The sequence below is a fragment of the Arcicella rosea genome (assembly GCF_014204325.1).
GTDB lineage: Bacteria > Bacteroidota > Bacteroidia > Cytophagales > Spirosomataceae > Arcicella > Arcicella rosea_A.
Map to the genome: position 1 here is coordinate 46,693 of NZ_JACHKT010000006.1, position 17,237 is coordinate 63,929.

18 protein-coding genes and 1 pseudogene are annotated in these 17,237 nt (G+C 31.4%); 2 read left to right on the forward strand and 17 right to left on the reverse strand.

Going from position 1 to position 17,237, the window contains the following annotated elements:
• Nucleotides 1–100: 100 nt before the first annotated feature.
• Together HNP25_RS05695 and HNP25_RS05700 are read right to left on the reverse strand one after the other, a co-directional pair.
• Nucleotides 101–757: a helix-turn-helix domain-containing protein gene (locus HNP25_RS05695; protein ID WP_184131658.1), complete on the reverse strand. Its 657-nt coding sequence runs from the start codon at nt 755–757 to the stop codon at nt 101–103.
• 75 nt (nt 758–832) lie between these two features.
• Nucleotides 833–1,579, reverse strand: coding sequence for a hypothetical protein (locus HNP25_RS05700; RefSeq protein ID WP_184131661.1), 747 nt, complete (start codon nt 1,577–1,579; stop codon nt 833–835).
• A 508-nt stretch (nt 1,580–2,087) separates the two neighbouring features.
• Between HNP25_RS05700 and HNP25_RS05705 the strand changes: the two genes are divergently transcribed.
• A complete protein-coding gene (locus HNP25_RS05705; RefSeq protein WP_184131665.1) occupies nt 2,088–3,176 on the forward strand; it encodes a sensor histidine kinase in 1,089 nt (362 codons plus the stop codon).
• 37 nt (nt 3,177–3,213) lie between these two features.
• Here HNP25_RS05705 and HNP25_RS05710 read toward each other — a convergent pair whose 3' ends face one another.
• Complete coding sequence (locus HNP25_RS05710) at nt 3,214–3,405, reverse strand: hypothetical protein (RefSeq protein ID WP_184131668.1); 192 nt, start codon at nt 3,403–3,405, stop codon at nt 3,214–3,216.
• Between the two features lie 3 nt (nt 3,406–3,408).
• Between HNP25_RS05710 and HNP25_RS05715 the strand changes: the two genes are divergently transcribed.
• Nucleotides 3,409–4,122: a LytR/AlgR family response regulator transcription factor gene (locus HNP25_RS05715; protein ID WP_184131671.1), complete on the forward strand. Its 714-nt coding sequence runs from the start codon at nt 3,409–3,411 to the stop codon at nt 4,120–4,122.
• A gap of 26 nt (nt 4,123–4,148) precedes the next feature.
• On the opposite strand, the gene HNP25_RS05720 is transcribed toward HNP25_RS05715, so the two are convergent.
• From HNP25_RS05720 to HNP25_RS05785, 14 genes and pseudogenes are all read right to left on the reverse strand, one after another.
• Complete coding sequence (locus HNP25_RS05720; RefSeq protein ID WP_184131674.1) at nt 4,149–4,892, reverse strand: DUF3667 domain-containing protein; 744 nt, start codon at nt 4,890–4,892, stop codon at nt 4,149–4,151.
• A 650-nt stretch (nt 4,893–5,542) separates the two neighbouring features.
• Nucleotides 5,543–6,595 (reverse strand): alpha/beta hydrolase, encoded by a 1,053-nt coding sequence (locus HNP25_RS05725; RefSeq protein ID WP_184131677.1) that lies wholly within the window; start codon nt 6,593–6,595, stop codon nt 5,543–5,545.
• Between the two features lie 77 nt (nt 6,596–6,672).
• Nucleotides 6,673–7,032 (reverse strand): hypothetical protein, encoded by a 360-nt coding sequence (locus HNP25_RS05730; protein ID WP_184131680.1) that lies wholly within the window; start codon nt 7,030–7,032, stop codon nt 6,673–6,675.
• 218 nt (nt 7,033–7,250) lie between these two features.
• Nucleotides 7,251–7,903 (reverse strand): annotated as a pseudogene (locus HNP25_RS22120) (transposase); the annotation flags it as partial.
• Nucleotides 7,904–8,152: 249 nt separating this feature from the next.
• Nucleotides 8,153–9,322: a glycosyltransferase family protein gene (locus HNP25_RS05740; RefSeq protein ID WP_184131686.1), complete on the reverse strand. Its 1,170-nt coding sequence runs from the start codon at nt 9,320–9,322 to the stop codon at nt 8,153–8,155.
• Between the two features lie 237 nt (nt 9,323–9,559).
• A complete protein-coding gene (locus HNP25_RS05745; RefSeq protein ID WP_184131691.1) occupies nt 9,560–9,913 on the reverse strand; it encodes an NHLP leader peptide family RiPP precursor in 354 nt (117 codons plus the stop codon).
• Nucleotides 9,914–9,976: 63 nt separating this feature from the next.
• Entirely contained in the window at nt 9,977–10,162 is a 186-nt protein-coding gene (locus tag HNP25_RS05750; RefSeq protein WP_184131694.1) for a hypothetical protein, read from the reverse strand.
• 249 nt (nt 10,163–10,411) lie between these two features.
• Nucleotides 10,412–10,576 (reverse strand): hypothetical protein, encoded by a 165-nt coding sequence (locus HNP25_RS05755; RefSeq protein ID WP_184131697.1) that lies wholly within the window; start codon nt 10,574–10,576, stop codon nt 10,412–10,414.
• Between the two features lie 106 nt (nt 10,577–10,682).
• Nucleotides 10,683–11,015: an NHLP leader peptide family RiPP precursor gene (locus HNP25_RS05760; RefSeq protein ID WP_184131700.1), complete on the reverse strand. Its 333-nt coding sequence runs from the start codon at nt 11,013–11,015 to the stop codon at nt 10,683–10,685.
• Between the two features lie 465 nt (nt 11,016–11,480).
• Nucleotides 11,481–13,400 (reverse strand): adenylate/guanylate cyclase domain-containing protein, encoded by a 1,920-nt coding sequence (locus HNP25_RS05765; RefSeq protein WP_184131704.1) that lies wholly within the window; start codon nt 13,398–13,400, stop codon nt 11,481–11,483.
• 169 nt (nt 13,401–13,569) lie between these two features.
• Entirely contained in the window at nt 13,570–13,770 is a 201-nt protein-coding gene (locus HNP25_RS05770; protein WP_184131707.1) for a hypothetical protein, read from the reverse strand.
• A gap of 343 nt (nt 13,771–14,113) precedes the next feature.
• Nucleotides 14,114–14,542: a nuclear transport factor 2 family protein gene (locus tag HNP25_RS05775; RefSeq protein WP_184131711.1), complete on the reverse strand. Its 429-nt coding sequence runs from the start codon at nt 14,540–14,542 to the stop codon at nt 14,114–14,116.
• Between the two features lie 143 nt (nt 14,543–14,685).
• Nucleotides 14,686–15,267 carry a Crp/Fnr family transcriptional regulator gene (locus tag HNP25_RS05780; RefSeq protein ID WP_184131714.1) on the reverse strand — a complete coding sequence of 194 codons (582 nt, stop codon included), beginning with the start codon at nt 15,265–15,267 and terminating at the stop codon, nt 14,686–14,688.
• A gap of 604 nt (nt 15,268–15,871) precedes the next feature.
• A complete protein-coding gene (locus HNP25_RS05785; protein WP_184131717.1) occupies nt 15,872–17,110 on the reverse strand; it encodes an MFS transporter in 1,239 nt (412 codons plus the stop codon).
• Between the last annotated feature and the right edge of the window lie 127 nt (nt 17,111–17,237).

The following is a 17,237-nucleotide window of genomic DNA, read 5'->3' on the forward strand; positions in this document are numbered from 1 at the left end:
TGTCAATTAAGCCAAAATGTATGTCATTACTGCCATTGAAAGCTTTTGATAAGATAATGGTATAGATTTCAGTCGGTATAGGATGGACAATTTAATGCTTTCAACGCAGCGTTTTAATAAGGTCTTTAGGTGAAACATTATATTGACACATAAACAGCGTTGAAAAATAGTGAACATCATTATATCCAACGGAATAAGCAATTTGTGAAATAGAACTTTGGATATAATTATCAATCATCTGCTTTGCTTTGTGTAATCGTAGTATTCTTATATATTTGTTAGGCGTTAAACAGACTAAATTCGCAATTTTTCTATGCAACTGTCTTTCACTAACAGCCATTCTAAAAGCTAAATCGTAAAGACTGAGGTAATCTTTGGCGATACAGCCATAAATCTCTTTTTCAAAGTTCATTAGCCATTCCTGATCCATTTGTGTTATTTTTTGAGGTTTTATCTCATCGGTACACATTGCTCGAACATTTTGATTTTCCTCATAAATCTCAAAAATTTCTGGACGATCTTGAAAAGTAATATTGAGTGATTTAGATTTAGCTTTTCGCATAATTTCTTCCACGATGTCACTAATTTCTTTGCTACTCGAAAAGATGATTTCATCCACTACATTTTTATGCTCCATCGAACTATTTTGACTCGCACTAATAATGTTTTCTAATGGATTTTTAATATTCTGAACAATTTGTTCCAAAACATCAGGAGAAGCCCAATCGATAGCTATGTTTTTTCTTGTGTCCATCATATTATTTGTAAATAGCGTTTAGAGGTATTTGAAAAAAAATGGTTAATGAGTTCAAGAGTATTGTTATAACGATAGTTAATATACGTTTTTTGATTTAGTATCACTTTTTAAAAATGTGTCAAACTCAAGGAAATAAAATCTTCGCCAAAAAGAATCTTGTGGATTGCTAAAAGCTTCAAAAGCTAAGATTGTTTCTTGGTCTATTTGTTCGATACTTGTATTTTTTTCTTTTAAAAAAAGCTGTTTCAATTTTTCAGATTTTTCAAACCAATAATTGGCTCGTTCTAAATACAGCTTTTCGTTTGTCAAAAAATAAATGGTTTGATAAAGTAATGCAATACCAATTGTTCCACTTTTCAAATCAAAGGTCAAATCATTTTCTTTAAATCTATCTTCTTTAATTTTTGAAAAAGATGCTATAAGATTAGCTTTTTTAAGTAAGCATTCATCTTCTAATAAAATCGCAATTTTTACTAATAACATTGCGAGTTGTAACTCACCTTCATACAAAGAAATTATATTATTGGTGGTAATGTAATCTCCTTCAAACGCTACAGGGAGAATAGAGCTATCTTCTTCTGACGCATTTAATGGCATTAAATAAGTCCAAATAATTGCTACACTTCTTTTGAGTATCTGTCGAATTTCTTCTCTTTGAGATAAGTCACTTGAATAATATAATTGAATAAGTTGATGTAACGTCTGACAAAAACCATTCATATTCAAATTAATCAGCAAGGATTCTCCTTTTGATAGCTTATCGACAATATTATGGCAATAGTCCAGATATTCGATAGTATGATTAATCGTCTTGGTATTCATAAATAAGTACAATTCAGAGATTAATACATATTTTCATATTTGGATAAAAGGTACCAGCAATTCAACGTTGAATAAAATCTTTCTCCTCGTTTGTCTTTAATAAAAGTAGCAATCGTGTTGAGGCTCAGAAAATTTATTATGTGAAACCCCTAAAATATTATGTGAAAACCCTTTTTGGGAGAGATTTTATAAAATGTGTAGTTTCGATGAATAGAATAATCTGGTTTCTTGTTAAATCCCTTAAAATAAGCGTTTACTCAAGCTTTGAAATACCAATTTAGTATTAAATGCCCCACGTGCGAACAGTACTAATGTTGGTCAAAGATTTTTGTTGTAAATTACCTATATTAACTTCACTGTTAAATTGAGTAATAGTACCTTTTTTTAAAATCAATTTGGTCGAATTTTTCATTTTGTTATTGGTTTAATTGAGTTATTGATTCAAAATTATTTAATAGAATGTTTAGCGAGAAAATATTTATGCGAACCCATTAAAATATTATGTGAAATGCCAAAATTGTCGAATATAAGTATCAGTTATTTCAAATTTATACCTCTTCAAAAGGAACATCTTTATCATTTATTGGTTTGGGGGATATATTTTACCTTAACCAATTTTAATTTTTATTTAAGCACTGATGGGCATTTCAATTTATTAGGTATTTTTATTGGAATGCTATTGGTGGCTACAGTACTCTTCTACGCTAACATTTATCTGATTATTCCCAACTTTTGGGCTAAAAAAAGATACTTAGGACAACTTCTGGGAATGATTTTATTAACGGGTATTTATATTTTCTTACGATACTTATTGGATTTTCATTTCTTCCCCTACTTAGGCAAAGAGTATATTTCGTATAGCTCTTTATCCAAACAGTTTTTTGCTGACTCTTCTTGGTTTGCAACGCAATATTTTCTATTGAGTTTTGGGTACTGGTATGCAGTTGATGGAATAGAAAAAGAAAGAGAAAATAAAAGAATGGCAATCGAGCTTTTTGAATATAAATTACTCTTGAACAAACTTGAATTAGATTTTCTCAGACAGCAAATTAGCCCACACTTTGTTTATAATGTGCTCAGTTCTGTTTATACCAAAGTTTATAAACAATCACCTGATGCCGCAGAAATTATTATGCTACTTTCTGAAATAATGTCGTATTCAACTGGAGCTTCTAAATCAGACGATGAAGTGCCTTTGGAAGAGGAACTCAGAAATGTTGGAAGATTTATTGAGTTGGAAAAATATAGATATGGCTATGATTTTATCATAGACTTTCAAATAACTGGTAGCCCTGATTCAGCAGACCAAATACTTCCATTGATACTCTTAACATTTATTGAAAATGCTTTTAAATATGGCGATAGAAATAATGCAGAAAGACCCATAACAATCAAAATAGAAATTGATGACGATAAATTGACTTTTTACTGCAAAAATGTAATTCAACAAATTTCTCCCTACAAAAAATCAAATAAAATCGGGATTGCCAACACCCAGAAAAGGTTAGCGATAAAGTATCCAGGTAAGTTCTATTTGTCAAATACGGTCGAAGGTGACGAGTATGTTGTTCACTTCTCTCTTGATTTGAGGTATTAAACAAAAAAACTTATTAGTTGTTACTCAATCAGAGGGATTATATATTAGATTTAATTATTGATAAATCAACAATTAAATAGTTTAGTGCTTTAAATTGATGTTTAATATTAAAAATTTCACTTTCTCCATTAAAATAAGAACATAAAATACTAATTTTAAGTAAAATATAAAATACTAACCCGCCATCCAATCCATTTAACGCTTGATCTTTCACCTCTAATGCCAACATAAAATGCTGAATTGCTTAATCATTGATGATGAAAACCACGCCATAGAGCTACTTACCGACTATATTAGTAGTGTTAGTTTTCTAAAATTAGGAAATACTACCAACGACCCAATTGTTGGACTAAAACTAATAAATGAAGGGGATTATGATATAATTTTTTTGGATGTTGAAATGCCTAAAATTACGGGTTTAGAGTTACTCTCTGGTATTACAAACAAGAGTAAGGTCGTCATTACAAGTGCTAATCGTGGCTATGCTGCGGATGGCTATGAAAATGAGATTTTTGATTTTCTTTCAAAACCAATTCGTTTTGAAAGGTTTTTAAAAGTGGTTCAAAAAATTTTTAATGCTACGACAAAGGAAAATTCGGATGCTAAAGGAGATTATATTTTTGTAAAACTTGAATCTAAAAATAAACTAAAGAGAATTTTATACAACGATATTGTTTACGTAGAAGGAGCAGGCAATTATATAACAATTCATACCATCAACGAAAAAGTTGTTACCTATTTAACCATTCGAGATTTTGAAGAATTGGTACCTTCTGAGAAATTTATGAGGGTTCAAAAATCATATCTTGTTGCAGTCGAAAAGATTTCGGGTTTAGAAGGAAATGAACTTCTCCTTGAAAATAACAAAAGTGTATTAGTGGGAGAATCTTATCGGCTGAAAGTCATTGATTTTTTGAGTGGCTTTATGAAGCAGAAAAAGAAGTGAAACAAAAAATAGCTTCAATATAGCACTTATTTAAAAAATTGCTTTCCTATCTCATTTACTATGTAGCGCATTAAGCCATTGTTAATTAAAACTACCACAATCGAGGTAACGATACTCCTAATAATGAGTCCCCGCTTCTTGTAACTAAAAACGGAAAAATATTGATAAAAAAACCATGCGGAATATGCAATATCTATAAAGCCAATTGTATCAAACAAAATATCTAACACCTCCATATTATTATAAAATATTGTAATAATATAGAAAATAGTTAAAATTATTGACCCTACACTCATTCTGTAAACATTCATAATTAAATGTTCGGTGTAGTTTTGCTTACTTCTTTTAAAAATAAAGTAGCTTGCTAACGACAAAAGAGGAATACCAGTAAATGCCAATATTTTATAATAATCTTTAGCTACTTTTTGATAGCCAGAAATTCTATCTACATTGTTATATAATTCATTAGTCTCTATTGATGAAAACCCTTTTAAATAATGGCTTAAAACAAGAATTATCAGAGCGAAGGAAAAATAATTAAAGTGATTTATTCTTTTGCCTTCAATATATTCTCTTATGCTATGTCCTGGTCTGATAAAGAGTTCTTTGAGAGTATAAAAGAAGCCTTTGTCAAAGTGAAATACCCCATGAACTAAATCATGGACAAAGAAATGTTGTAAGGAATAACGATGTGTTGATGCCTTTTGTCCGCAAACTGAACAAAAATTATTTTGTACATCACTATTACAGTTCAGACACTTTGTGATCATATATAATTTTATTTGGTTTAAGGAAGTTAAAACCTTGCGTAAATATAAGATATTTATACGTTTAAGCGTAAAATAATGCCCAATTGTTCATTTTTATGCTGTTTAAAAGTAAGTCTATTCTATGATTTATATTTTTCTTAGCCATGCCTTTTGAATAACTAACACAATATTCTTGGTAGGTAGAACCATTGATTTTATTATTCGTATGAGCAAGACTTGTTATAAAATTCCCATTTCACAATCTCAGGGGTACGTTCACTCTAAATTATAAAAACTGGCTACCAATGCTGCTAAAAGTAGAAGAGTAACTATTAATGATGTTTGCCATTATGGTTATGGCATATGTTTTAAGTATTTATCTGGGTCTTAAAAATAAAGTCGAATATATGAAAAAGTATAAAGACAAATCAAAAAAATTATCGGTGTCATATTTCCGACAAGGCTTGTCCATTTTCAAATCAATAGCATGTAATTTTTATGAAACTCAAAGGATTTTTAATTAATTTCTTCAAGGAGACACATCAAAGGGACTGACTGTATGTCCAGTAGTAAAGCAAATTTCCTCGAAATTTGGGTAATGCCCCAAGTGTTTTCAAAATCAATAACCGTAAAATGGTATAACAGTCCAGAAGAGAAAAAGTGAGCCGTTTTTATTCAATGTCTAACTGTATAAAGTTTACTATTTCAAACACATAATCTTGTAGGTTTTCGGTGTATATGGAATGACCAGAGTTTTTAATTACTTTTAATTCAGAGTTTGGATAAAGTTCTTTGTACTCGTGAGCAAATTCCCAATCTAAATAATCACATTCTGATTTTAGTATGAGAACAGGTTTGTCGTACTTTTTCATTTTGTCTCTTATACTTTCAGAAATATTTTCACAGGATTTTTTTGTGAACATTGAGCAATACATACCTGGTCTTCCAGTCGGGATTGAAACTTTGGTTGAGTCACAAACCATACCTTTTACGAATATTTTAGAAACCTTATGTAGAATACCATCAACTTTATTGTCAGTTATGAATATAGTATTTTTAGTAAGATTTGCTAACGCTACCCAAGTAATTTCTCTAAAACTAAAATCATTTATTTTTGCATTTATTTTATCAATTCTATCATCAATACTTGTTAGTTTATAAATGTAATCTGAAGAATCAAACGTATCATACTTTGAAGAATCAATAGGGCAGATTTGACCAGGAGATGTTAAAACTAATTTTGTTACTAAACTCGGGTTCTTAGCGACAAAATATGATGCTAAGAAACCTCCCCAAGATTGTCCAACCAATGTTATATTAGGTGCATTTATTTTTTCTAATATTTCTTTTAAATCTTGAGAATGACGCTCAATAGTGTATTCAACGGGATTTTTAAGTCTTTCAGATAGACCACATCCTATCTGGTCATATAAATAAACATTATAGCCTTGTTTCGATATTTCCCTAAATGTTTCAATAACTGAATTGTCTATATAACCGCCTGGACCGCCATGAAGGTAAATAATTGTTGATTTGATTGAATCAGCATCTGATTTCAGTTGTGTGTACGCAATTTTTGATCCAGTGCTTAATTCCCAATATTCGGTCGATTTTCTTGGAGTGTCATCAAAATCTGATTCAGGGTTCGGAAGTAATATCCAAATAATTACAGCTGAAATAACGGATAGAAATACATACATCAAAATTTTCAGTATTATTTTCATTGTAAGTCGAATTTTCTTTAATTTATTGATACAGTCCTAATACTTTATCTGCTATATCTTTTGTATTGGTAAAATTACTACCATTCAAAATCAATATCAATATCAAAATCAGTTTGCCCCACGCTAAATTTCCCTTTTATTTTAACATGAACACCACCTGCAATAAGTCCCAGATCTTCTTCAGTCAATTCCATATCGAAGTCCATATCTAAATCCTGTGGATTTGGAGGAATGTTGAGATACAAGGTAGAAGTATCTGTTTGATCATTTACTTGGATTTTTACTCCTTCAAAGCTGAATTCTCCTATTGTAACTCTATTAAGCGTGGCAACTGGATCATGAATTAAACTTTGCTTGAACGACTCATCTTCCCATGTTTTGGCATAAATTTTTCGTAAGTTACTCTCTGCGTTCTTTTGTAATTCTAATAAATTCATCTTTTTTTAGTTTAAATTAAAAACAGTCTTTAAATGTTAGGTTAAAAATTTCATAAAAATTAATATGAACTATCCTTTATACTGCCAACAGCTTCAAGCTGTTCTTCATTTAGTTCTACTTTATACAATTTTTGTTCAGAAGGATATTAGTATAAATTTCGGATTCGTCAGTTTGATCTCTAAACAACAATAAATTAAATATATTAATGTAAGTTGTGTTAAACTGAAAACTGCTTAACCATGATATACATAATGATAAAACAGAGTATTTTCAATAGAAAGCTCTTTGCAGTTACTGCATGAATTTTCTTTGGGGACTTAGCTGTAATATCTGCAAATTTTTTCGATAATTGCGATTTTCAAGTTCTTCTACCCAAGTATTTTTCACCATAGAGTTTTTCTTAGTGGCGGTTTGAAGTTTCATTTTATTAAATTCTAAAAGTAATTCTTGATGTTGTTGGTTCAAATAAGCGGCATCACCATGTAAGTCCCCATTCTTGAGGAATGGTTTATATCCATCACCTGAAATACTGTATTATCATGGATACTACCAGCAGTAACCATGAACTCAACCGCATCAGCGAACCACAGGAATACCTTTGCCAGCAGTGATTACATGAACCGAAACGTCGAACCGCTTAAAACCGTAGAAGAATTCTCTTTTAGAGGCATTATATTCTCTAAACCCTTGTCCTTTAATCAATTTGGTACACCCAATACGTATATTTTTACAAACAGGTCTTAGAAAAAAATCAATAAGATAAATACTTTCAAGGTTAAGGTTTTTAAAGATTAGACCTAAAGTAGAGAATAATTCGGCTATTAATTCTGTCAAACTATGCAATATTCTATTATAATTACTCTTGTCAGGGCTTAATCCTAATAGTGTTTATGCTTGGCAATCTAAGGAATCTCCCTACGTTCTACCTGCCATTCGAGGCGAAAGTCTCTCCATGGCAGGATTCCTGAAAAAAAACTTTTCAAGGATATACATTAATGGAGCGTGTAACACCGCAACTTTTATAGCTATTATGGAAGACTTTATGAAAACAGTAACTTTTTGATTATAAGTAACTTACATTCTATTATTTAGATTTCATCAAGAACAATAAAGGTTGTGTTATGCTAGTGCATATTTTATAACTTCCTCCATTCGAAAATTTGCCATTGTTTTATCTATTTCATTTTTTAGTCTATTCATCATGCCATAATCTGTTAATGTGTGTGTTTCAAACTTGTTCATTAGTTTAATAAAAATGTTCCAATAATCAGGATTGTCATCTGGGTGAGGTATATGACCAGACACACCAAGTTTCTGCAACCTTTGTGCAATGTCTTCACGGTCGTAACACTGAGTTCCAATTGTAAGAAATGCTTTTTTTGTCATTATTGGATAATGGTACATTCCTGAACCACACTGATGTATAACTAAATCTGATATTTTACAGATGTAATCCAAAGGGAGTAGTTCATTATAAAAAACATTTTGTTTATATTCTTCGCTTATTTCACAATTATTAGTAGTTATTACGGCATAATTACGTTTTGCAAAGTATTCGATATATTTTTCAACAGGAGTTTTATCAATAGTACCTGTTGTAACCAAAACTACAGGTTTATTTTTATTTAATTCAAAAAATATCCCCAATCTAATCAATAGGTTTCTTGAAGGTTGATTCTTAACAATTAAAGGCCCAGAATAGAAATATGATTGTCTGTTTTCTATGTCGTCAGGAAGGCACTCGATGGAGGGTATGCCAGGTATGATTTTCGCCTTGGCACTCCGATAACTACTAAAATTGTTTTGATTAAGCTCACTATTTAGTAATAATTTTGAAACAGTCTTTGTAGAATCGGCTAATGAATGTTGTACAGAGTCCCCCTTTTGCAGAGAATGAAGATGGTCAGGATTTCTATAACATTTATCAATTGATCTAAAGAATCCTGTCCGCTGAATAGAAATTCTAGGCACATTGTTCTTTTCAGCTATGAGAGGGGAGGTAAGCGAACAGTCCTCTATTATTAAAGTGGGTTTAATTTTTTCATATGCCTCTTTTTCTTTTTTTACAACATACTCTATGGCTTGCTTACTATTGTCAAGATACTCAGTTTCATTTCCAAAATAATCTATAGGTACACAATTTACACCTTTCCCTTTCAAAAAGCCTTGTAGACTACTATGAACCAAGAAATAACTGTTCAAACTTTTGTTATATCTATGATTAAGGGCAAGTAATGGAAGCATGTGCGACAAACCTCCAGTAAAATATGGTATATTCAAGATAGTCATCTTAGTATAATTAGTTTAATAGTGAGGCAACTCATACTCATTTCTTTACTCCAACTATTTAGTTAATAAAGTTAAATTTCCGAACTTGGTTCTTGACTAAAACACAGTGCTATTCTAATAGCATTGCATTCTCAAAAATCAAATCATTCCAGAAACATAAATGATTTATGATTATAAAAAAGGCATATAAGGCAGAATAATCTTGCCTTATACACCATATATTTTTGTTAGTAAATACTACCACTCAACCAGAATATCAATGTCTATGGCTCCCCACAAATAACTTCCTTTTACATGAACCTTGCCACCACCTGCAATAAGTTCCAGATCTTCTTCAGTCAATTCCATGTCGAAGTCCATAACTAAATCCTGTGGATTAGCAGGAATGTTAAGATACAAAGTAGAAGTGTCAGTTTGGTCATTTACCTGAATTTTTACTCCTTCAAGTTTAAATTCTCCCTTTGTAATCCTAGTAAGTGTGGCAACTGGATCTTCAATTAGACTTTGCTTAAACGACTCGTTTTCCCATGCTTTGGCATAAATTTTTTGTAAGTTACCCTCTGCTTTCTTTTGTAATTCTACTAAGTTCATCTTCTTTTTGTTTTAAATGTTAATAATTGATTTTATAAAGATTCTATTGTTATTTATGTAATACTATTGAGTAGTAAGAGGGTCAAGTAAATCTTTAATAGGATTATAAATGGTACCCCCAGTACATCCCGTACCATCTCCTTTATCTACAATTCCACCAGCTAGTATTTCCAATTGTTCTTCGTTTAATTCTTCATCTATTACTGGAACAATTTCTGGATTTGATGTTTGTTTTTCTGTTGATTTCATTATTTTATTAGTTAAGTTTAAAATATTAGCATAATTAGATTATAGACTTTCATAATCACTAGGTGTTGGCAGTAAGATTATATCTGGAAGTTTTCTAAACTTAATAAGAGGGTCTGTACAACCACCGCCTGAACCATCATCAACAATACCTCCAGCAACTAATTACAATTGTTTCTCTTTTAAATCTACATTTACTGACTGTAAGATTTCTTTGTTCGGTTTTGCCCTTTTGGAAGTTTTAATATTCATTCATTTGGGATTAATAACATCTATTATATCCCCAATAAAATCTTTAATTCTTTTGAGTGGATCTCCCGCACCACCTGCTACAATCTCTAATTGTTCTTCATTTAACTCTACATCCACTGCTTGTACGATTTCTTCGTTCGATTTTTGTTCTTTCGCTGGTTCCATTTTTTTAGTATTTAAGGTTTAACATATTTTTTTTGAATTCAGGACTTTCCCATGCTTTCTGTACAATTTCTGCGTACAGTTTTTGCTCTTGTGTGAATTCCATGATTTATTGAATTTTAATGTGTTCAGTGATGTCTGAGAATAAATTTTTAATCAAACTATCCCAAATTGGTTCCCCACCTCCTGCAATTGATTCAAGCTGTTCTTCGCTAAGTTCCATATTCTCCATTTCTGGTTCGGATGGTATATTAAGGTAGATTTTAGACTTGTCTGTTTGATCTGAAATTACCAATGTTTTTCCTTCTGGTATTACAACTTTTACACCTGTTAGTTTCTCAATTGCTGATACAGGATCGGCTAATAATTCTTTTCTAAAATTTAAATCTTCCCAAGATTTTGAAATAACAGCTTGTATGATTTCTTGCTTTTTCTGTTCCATATCGCTTATTTGTATGATGTAAAATTAGAAGAGTATTTACTGATAAGTTTGCCAAAAAAACCTACAAAACAGCCAATTCAATTTTTGTTTTAAAATCTTAATTTATTAATTATAAAAATATAGTCAACAAAGTAACCAATTGATTATTAGGTGTATATACAAAATAAGGCCATTCTAGTACTTTTGTATTTTTATGTTAATGACTTCTATTTTGTCTTTTCTATACAGTAAAAGTAGCGTAGATTTTCTTGATGAAATTGCCAAATATTCCGACAAAAAAGACAATGAATAATAAACAAAAACAGATACCTCCGATGATGGAGGTATCTGTCAAATAAAATATAAATTAGATTTATATGAAGCTAAAATTTACTCAAAATGAAGCGGTATTTTTAGCGTATTCCAGTAAGTATTTTTCAAATATTATTTGACAATCTTTACTAAGACTGTCAAAGATTTTTAGTGTTAAAATGTATTATTTTCAGTAATTAAGGCACTGTTAACATCCTCAAATGTATAGTCGTTTCTTTCTACAAAATACATGGCAATTTCTCCCTTGCCTTTCGCTATTATATTTCCTCTATATTCAAAGGTAAAACACTCTTCATCCTTAATTAAGTGGTATAACGACTCGCTGATATTTACTTTTCCTACCATTCCGTTGCTTTCTATTCTGCTGGCAGTATTTACAGTATCACCCCAAACATCATATTGAAATTTCTTAACGCCTACAATTCCTGCTACAATTGGCCCTGCGTGGATGCCCAGACGCATTTCGAAGAAAGGCTTCTGATACTGCTGGTTTTCAATGGCTCTTTGAATGACAAAGGCTTGCATTTCTAAACCAGCTAACACAATGTTTTTTAGTGAATTTTCATCAGGATGCGGAATGCCTCCTGCTGCCATATAGGCATCTCCGATAGTTTTTATTTTTTCAATGTTGTACTTTTCTGAAATCAAATCAAATGCTTTAAAGCATACATTTATTTCTTCGACCAAAAGATGAGGAGTCATTTTTTCTGCCGTTTGTGTAAAGGATTTGAAATCTGTAAAAAGGATTGAAACCAAACTAAAGTCTCGGGCATTTACGCTCCCTTTTTGCTTTAATTCTTCAGCTATTTCTGCTGGAAGTATATTCAGTAGCAATGCTTCTGAACGATTTTTTTCGATACTTAAGGCCTTTTTTGACTTTCTTACAAAATTTAAGCTACTCCATAAACCAATAGCCACAACAAGCATAAAACATAGCGAAGCAATAATAATATTTCTTTGTTTTTCTTTTTTTTGTATCTCTTCCTTATGTTTTTGTTCGATGATATTTCGCTTCTTCACATACACAATACTATCCATCAATTGTTGTTTTTGGAATTCCATATTCATCATCCTATTAGAAGCTTCTTCAGCCTTTAAACTATCTTTAAAGGCATTTGATTTTTCATAGTATTGAAGAGCTAACTTACTATTATTTAAATATTTATACGATTTATACAAGCATTCACAGGCATCTTTTTTTACAGAAATTGCTCCCAATTTTTCAGCTAATTTTAATCCTGTGCTACATTTTTCAATTGCTTCATTGTCCTTTTTTAATTGACGGAATATATTACCAATGGCAATCTGAGACACACTTTTATATCGCACATTATCAATTTCTTTGGCATATTGGAAACAAAGATTGAAATAATATTGAGCCTTTTGAAAATCTGATTGTTTGTAAAACAACTCTCCTAAATTTGAGAGTACTTCTAATTCTAACTGTTTATCTTTTTCTTCAACTGCAATTTTTAATGATTGATTAAAATCCTCGAAGGCTTTATCAAAATTCCCTTTTTCCATAGAAATATATCCTATTTCTATGAGCATTTTAGCAATGCCTTTTCTATCATTAATGCTTTTGAAGATAGCATAGGCTTTATTGATATACCGCATAGCATTCGGATAGTCTTTTACTTTAGAATAAATAGCTCCAATATTTTCGGTAATGGTAGCTACATTTTTTCTATTTCCTATTTCTTCTTGAATAACAATTGCCTGTCTATAATATTCTACTGCTTTGAGATAATTTCCAAGACTGTAGTATATAACTCCAATATTGTTAAGAATGTCAGCTATCCCTTTTTTATTTTTTGCTTTTATTTGCCATCCTAAACTTTCTTTAAAAAAAAATAAAGTTTTAAAATAATCACCCTTAAAATAATATATAGTCCCGATGCTATTGAAACAGTCTCCTATTTTTTGATACTCGTTAATACTCTGATAAATTTTCAAACTATTCTCATAATAGGTTAAAGCCTTTTTCGAGTTTCCTATTTCATCATATTTTGAACCAAGAGCATAAAGACTATCCGCTTTTACTTTAGATTTTGAGGCTTTATTGATTTCCATAGGTTGTCCATACCCTTTCTCCCCTATTACAATGAATAGAATTATTAGGAATAAAAAATACGCACAGTAGTTTTTCATTTATTTATAAATTTCGGTTACTCAAATATCTAAAAACGCATACATTCATAGAATATATGCGTTTAATTTAACATCATTTCAATTCAAAATCTCATACTCCTGTCTTAATAAGCACCCCTTCTCCTCCCCCTGATATAATATCCAACTGTTCTTCATTCAGTTCTACATCATCTACTACAATAGACTTCACCGACGTTTTATTTAAAGAGCTTGCATTCTCTTTTTCTTCAGTTGCAGAGGACTTTTTCTCTTCAGGAGAATTTGAATTTTTAGGGTCGTTCGTTAATTCCATGGCTTATAATTATTTGTTTAAAATATATATTTCAAAAGTACGTCGTAAAATTATCATGATTTATCACGATAAAACTGACAATTATACCGATAAAAACGCTTCAACAGGAATAAAAAAATCCACTCATGTCCTGAGTGGATTTTAGAGACAATATAAAAATTTATGGGTCTGTATAAAATCAAGTTTTGGAAGTAGTAATCAAAAATTGTTTTTTTGATGGCTTACAATCATCTCATTCTTAAAATACAAATTTGAGTATTTTTTGTGCCCAATCTGTGGCTATTATTAGTGCTACTCTTTTTGTTGATACTGTCATGATGAATTAGGATGAGATACATCGCTATTATTCAGCAAAACTTCCACCGCTCATTGCTTTCATAAATGCTTGTGGATTCCAATATTCACGGTAGTTTACAATAAGTCCATCACGGAAAGTTACAAAAGTGGCATAGCTCATTTCGTAAGGATTACCATTGCTAATTACTACCCCAGATGCACTCCATTCTGCAATGGCAACGTTAGCATCATCAGTAGCATAGATTTTTAAGGTAGGAATAGATTTTACATCTATAAAACTTGGGTAGTTGCGTAGGTATTCATACAGTGCTTCACGACCTTCAAACCTTGCAGGTGTACCTTCAGGGGCAAAAGGAAATTCTGCAACTACATCCTCTGCACAAAGCTCCGACCACCCTTTCATATCCTTGGCAAGAAATGTATCTAAACTATTACGAAGAAGTTGAGTAGCTGTTGTGTTTGTTGTATTTTCCATTTTATTAAAACTTAATGTTTTTTCTTTATTGATTTAACGATACAAAATTGCATCATAGGCAAGCCCTGAAACGATGAGATATGATAAAAAAAACCGTTGATAAATGTCAACGGTTCTGTAAACCCAAGATTTAAAATGGAAAGCTACTTCATCGCTTGTTTTCTGATTCTGCTTAAAGTTTCTTTGGTAATCCCCAAAAAAGAAGCAATGATGTGTTGCGGAAATCGTTGGATAAACTGGGGGTGATTATCTGCAAATTCTTCATAACGTTTTTCAGCTGTATTACTGATAGTAGAGCTTAATCTTCGTTGGTTAGCAATGGCATTTCTTTCGTCCATTAATCTTATCATTTTTACCAACGCAGGTATTTTTTCCATCAAATCCAGCATTTCGGCTCTTGTAATAATAAGCATTTCGGTATCTTCCCAAGCATCAATATTATAGTTGGACGGCGTAAGCATAATAGAACTTTCACGGTCGCCTGCCCAATAATTTTCAATGTATAAATGAACGATATGCTCTACGCCTTTATCATCAATACTGTATTGTCGCATAGCCCCTTTTACAATAAAACCAACGTTTTTACACACATCCCCTTCTTGCAAAAAGTATTGTTTCTTTCTGAGCTTTTTGGGTTGAAAAGTCGCTTCAATTAAGGCTTCTTCTTTGCTTGTAAGGGGTAAATTAGCATATTGGTTGATGTATGCCAAAAGGTTTTTATACATTAGTTTTGATGATTAAATTACGCAGTAAAGGTATAAATAATGTTTTGTAATGTTAGTTCACTTGACTGGTCAATAGTTACAAAACTGGTCTTCATCGGGTATAGAAGGGCTTAAATTAGTACCTAGTCGTGGACGAAAACCAAAAGTAGCACCACCAACACCCCTATTTTAAATAGAATAGAGAATATTTTAGAACAAGAATCCCGTCAGTTAAATCATATTTTAGTTGCCTTAGAAGAAGATTTTTCCATTACAATGTGTAAAAAACATTAAACCGTCGATTAAGAAAAAAACGTTGGAAACGTTACCGTAAAATCTGCCCTAAAAAACCTTCAGATGAGCTAAAAGAGGAAAAAATAACACAATTACAAAGTATCACAGAGTTATGGCAACAGCCATTAAAAATATTTTCAGACAATTTGGTACAAAGTATAAAATTTACAATGAATTATTGATGATTATTTTTGTCCCATTACTTATATCATCAAAAAATAACTTGACATGTAACCAATTAAGTCCCTGAACATCAATGGGTACCTTTCTAAATTCATTTTCTAAAAAAAAGATTTGTGATTTTATATTATGATACCCTAAAAGCCTAAAGTTATATCTCCAAAAAATCTAAATCTCTATTGTGAGTTTCTTCGATAGTAAGAATAGCGCAAAAACCGAGCGTAAAGCAAATTAAGCCCACAGATGTTCCTGCGTAAATCACTCCCCAACTAGGTTTTAATAATCCGAACAAAGCTGTCATTCCTACCACAGTTCCACGTACCATATTTGGAATGGTAGTAGCAGCAGTAGCTCTTAAATTTGTACCAAACTGTTCTGCACCAATGGTTACAAACATTGCCCAATATCCTATGCCAATGCCCATCAAAAGACAAGCCCCGTACAAATGTGAACTATTATTAATGCCATAGAATAAATAATAATAGGCAAATAACAATGTAAATAGCATCATGATAGCAACAGCTTTTTTACGTGAGCGAAGACCATGGCTTAAAAAACCACTCAATATGTCACCAAATGATAAGCCGATATAACACCACATAATAGCTAAGCCTGGTTTAATAGGTTCTGTAATATTTAATGCTTTTCCGAACTCATTGCTAAACGTGGTAAGAATACCAATCACAAACCAAGTGGGTAAACCTATGGCAATACATTTAAGGTAACGAATCAGGCGATTTTTGTTAGTAAAGAATGAGAAGAAATTACCTTTTTGAATATTCTTTTGTTCTTTAATAGCAGTAAAAGCTCCAGACTCAAAAACCCCTATTCTAAGCAATAATAAGGAAATACCCATACCCCCACCTATAAAATAAGCCGTTCGCCAAGCGAAAACTTCTACTGTAAAATAGGCAAAAACAGCTCCTAGTAAACCGATTCCTGCTACTAAAGAAGTGCCTATCGCACGTAAATGTTTTGGTAAACTTTCAGATACAAGTGTTATTCCTGCTCCTAACTCACCAGCTAAGCCAATACCAGCAACGAAACGAACGATTTTATACAAATCAGGATTTTGTACAAAACCACATATAATATTTGCTAAAGAATAGGTGAGTATTGAGCCAAAAAGTACGGAAAGACGACCTTTTTTGTCTCCCAAAACTCCCCAGAGAATACCGCCTATTAATAAACCCATCATTTGCCAATTGAGAATACTTGCTCCAACTGTTGATACTTCTACTTCACTTAGTCCTAAATCTTTTAAGCTTGGTATTCTTACAATTCCAAACAATAATAAGTCGTAAATATCTACAAAGTAGCCTAAAGCTGCTACTATTACTGGGATACTAAAAAGATATTGTAGGTTGTTTTTTTCCTTTGAAAAAGTCATGTTGGTTTTTTGATTAAGATTGAAAAATCTAATCTTTCTTTCAATAATTTTAAATATCTTTTACTGTTATTATCAAAATACTTGCCCCATTACGTCAGAGTAATGGGGCAAGTATTTTTTGAATTAT

What these genes read in the sequence shown, in the direction of transcription:
- HNP25_RS05745 (WP_184131691.1), bottom strand. Translation starts at nt 9,913, where the DNA reads ATGAACTTAGTAGAATTACAAAAGAAAGCAGAGGGTAACTTACAAAAA.
- HNP25_RS05715 (WP_184131671.1), top strand. Translation starts at nt 3,409, where the DNA reads ATGCTGAATTGCTTAATCATTGATGATGAAAACCACGCCATAGAGCTA.
- HNP25_RS05775 (WP_184131711.1), bottom strand. Translation starts at nt 14,542, where the DNA reads ATGGAAAATACAACAAACACAACAGCTACTCAACTTCTTCGTAATAGT.
- HNP25_RS05785 (WP_184131717.1), bottom strand. Translation starts at nt 17,110, where the DNA reads ATGACTTTTTCAAAGGAAAAAAACAACCTACAATATCTTTTTAGTATC.
- HNP25_RS05730 (WP_184131680.1), bottom strand. Translation starts at nt 7,032, where the DNA reads ATGAATTTATTAGAATTACAAAAGAACGCAGAGAGTAACTTACGAAAA.
- HNP25_RS05720 (WP_184131674.1), bottom strand. Translation starts at nt 4,892, where the DNA reads ATGATCACAAAGTGTCTGAACTGTAATAGTGATGTACAAAATAATTTT.
- HNP25_RS05725 (WP_184131677.1), bottom strand. Translation starts at nt 6,595, where the DNA reads ATGAAAATAATACTGAAAATTTTGATGTATGTATTTCTATCCGTTATT.
- HNP25_RS05780 (WP_184131714.1), bottom strand. Translation starts at nt 15,267, where the DNA reads ATGTATAAAAACCTTTTGGCATACATCAACCAATATGCTAATTTACCC.
- HNP25_RS05755 (WP_184131697.1), bottom strand. Translation starts at nt 10,576, where the DNA reads ATGGAACCAGCGAAAGAACAAAAATCGAACGAAGAAATCGTACAAGCA.
- HNP25_RS05710 (WP_184131668.1), bottom strand. Translation starts at nt 3,405, where the DNA reads ATGTTGGCATTAGAGGTGAAAGATCAAGCGTTAAATGGATTGGATGGC.
- HNP25_RS05740 (WP_184131686.1), bottom strand. Translation starts at nt 9,322, where the DNA reads ATGACTATCTTGAATATACCATATTTTACTGGAGGTTTGTCGCACATG.
- HNP25_RS05700 (WP_184131661.1), bottom strand. Translation starts at nt 1,579, where the DNA reads ATGAATACCAAGACGATTAATCATACTATCGAATATCTGGACTATTGC.
- HNP25_RS05765 (WP_184131704.1), bottom strand. Translation starts at nt 13,400, where the DNA reads ATGGAAATCAATAAAGCCTCAAAATCTAAAGTAAAAGCGGATAGTCTT.
- HNP25_RS05750 (WP_184131694.1), bottom strand. Translation starts at nt 10,162, where the DNA reads ATGAAATCAACAGAAAAACAAACATCAAATCCAGAAATTGTTCCAGTA.
- HNP25_RS05705 (WP_184131665.1), top strand. Translation starts at nt 2,088, where the DNA reads ATGCCAAAATTGTCGAATATAAGTATCAGTTATTTCAAATTTATACCT.
- HNP25_RS05760 (WP_184131700.1), bottom strand. Translation starts at nt 11,015, where the DNA reads ATGGAACAGAAAAAGCAAGAAATCATACAAGCTGTTATTTCAAAATCT.
- HNP25_RS05695 (WP_184131658.1), bottom strand. Translation starts at nt 757, where the DNA reads ATGATGGACACAAGAAAAAACATAGCTATCGATTGGGCTTCTCCTGAT.
- HNP25_RS05770 (WP_184131707.1), bottom strand. Translation starts at nt 13,770, where the DNA reads ATGGAATTAACGAACGACCCTAAAAATTCAAATTCTCCTGAAGAGAAA.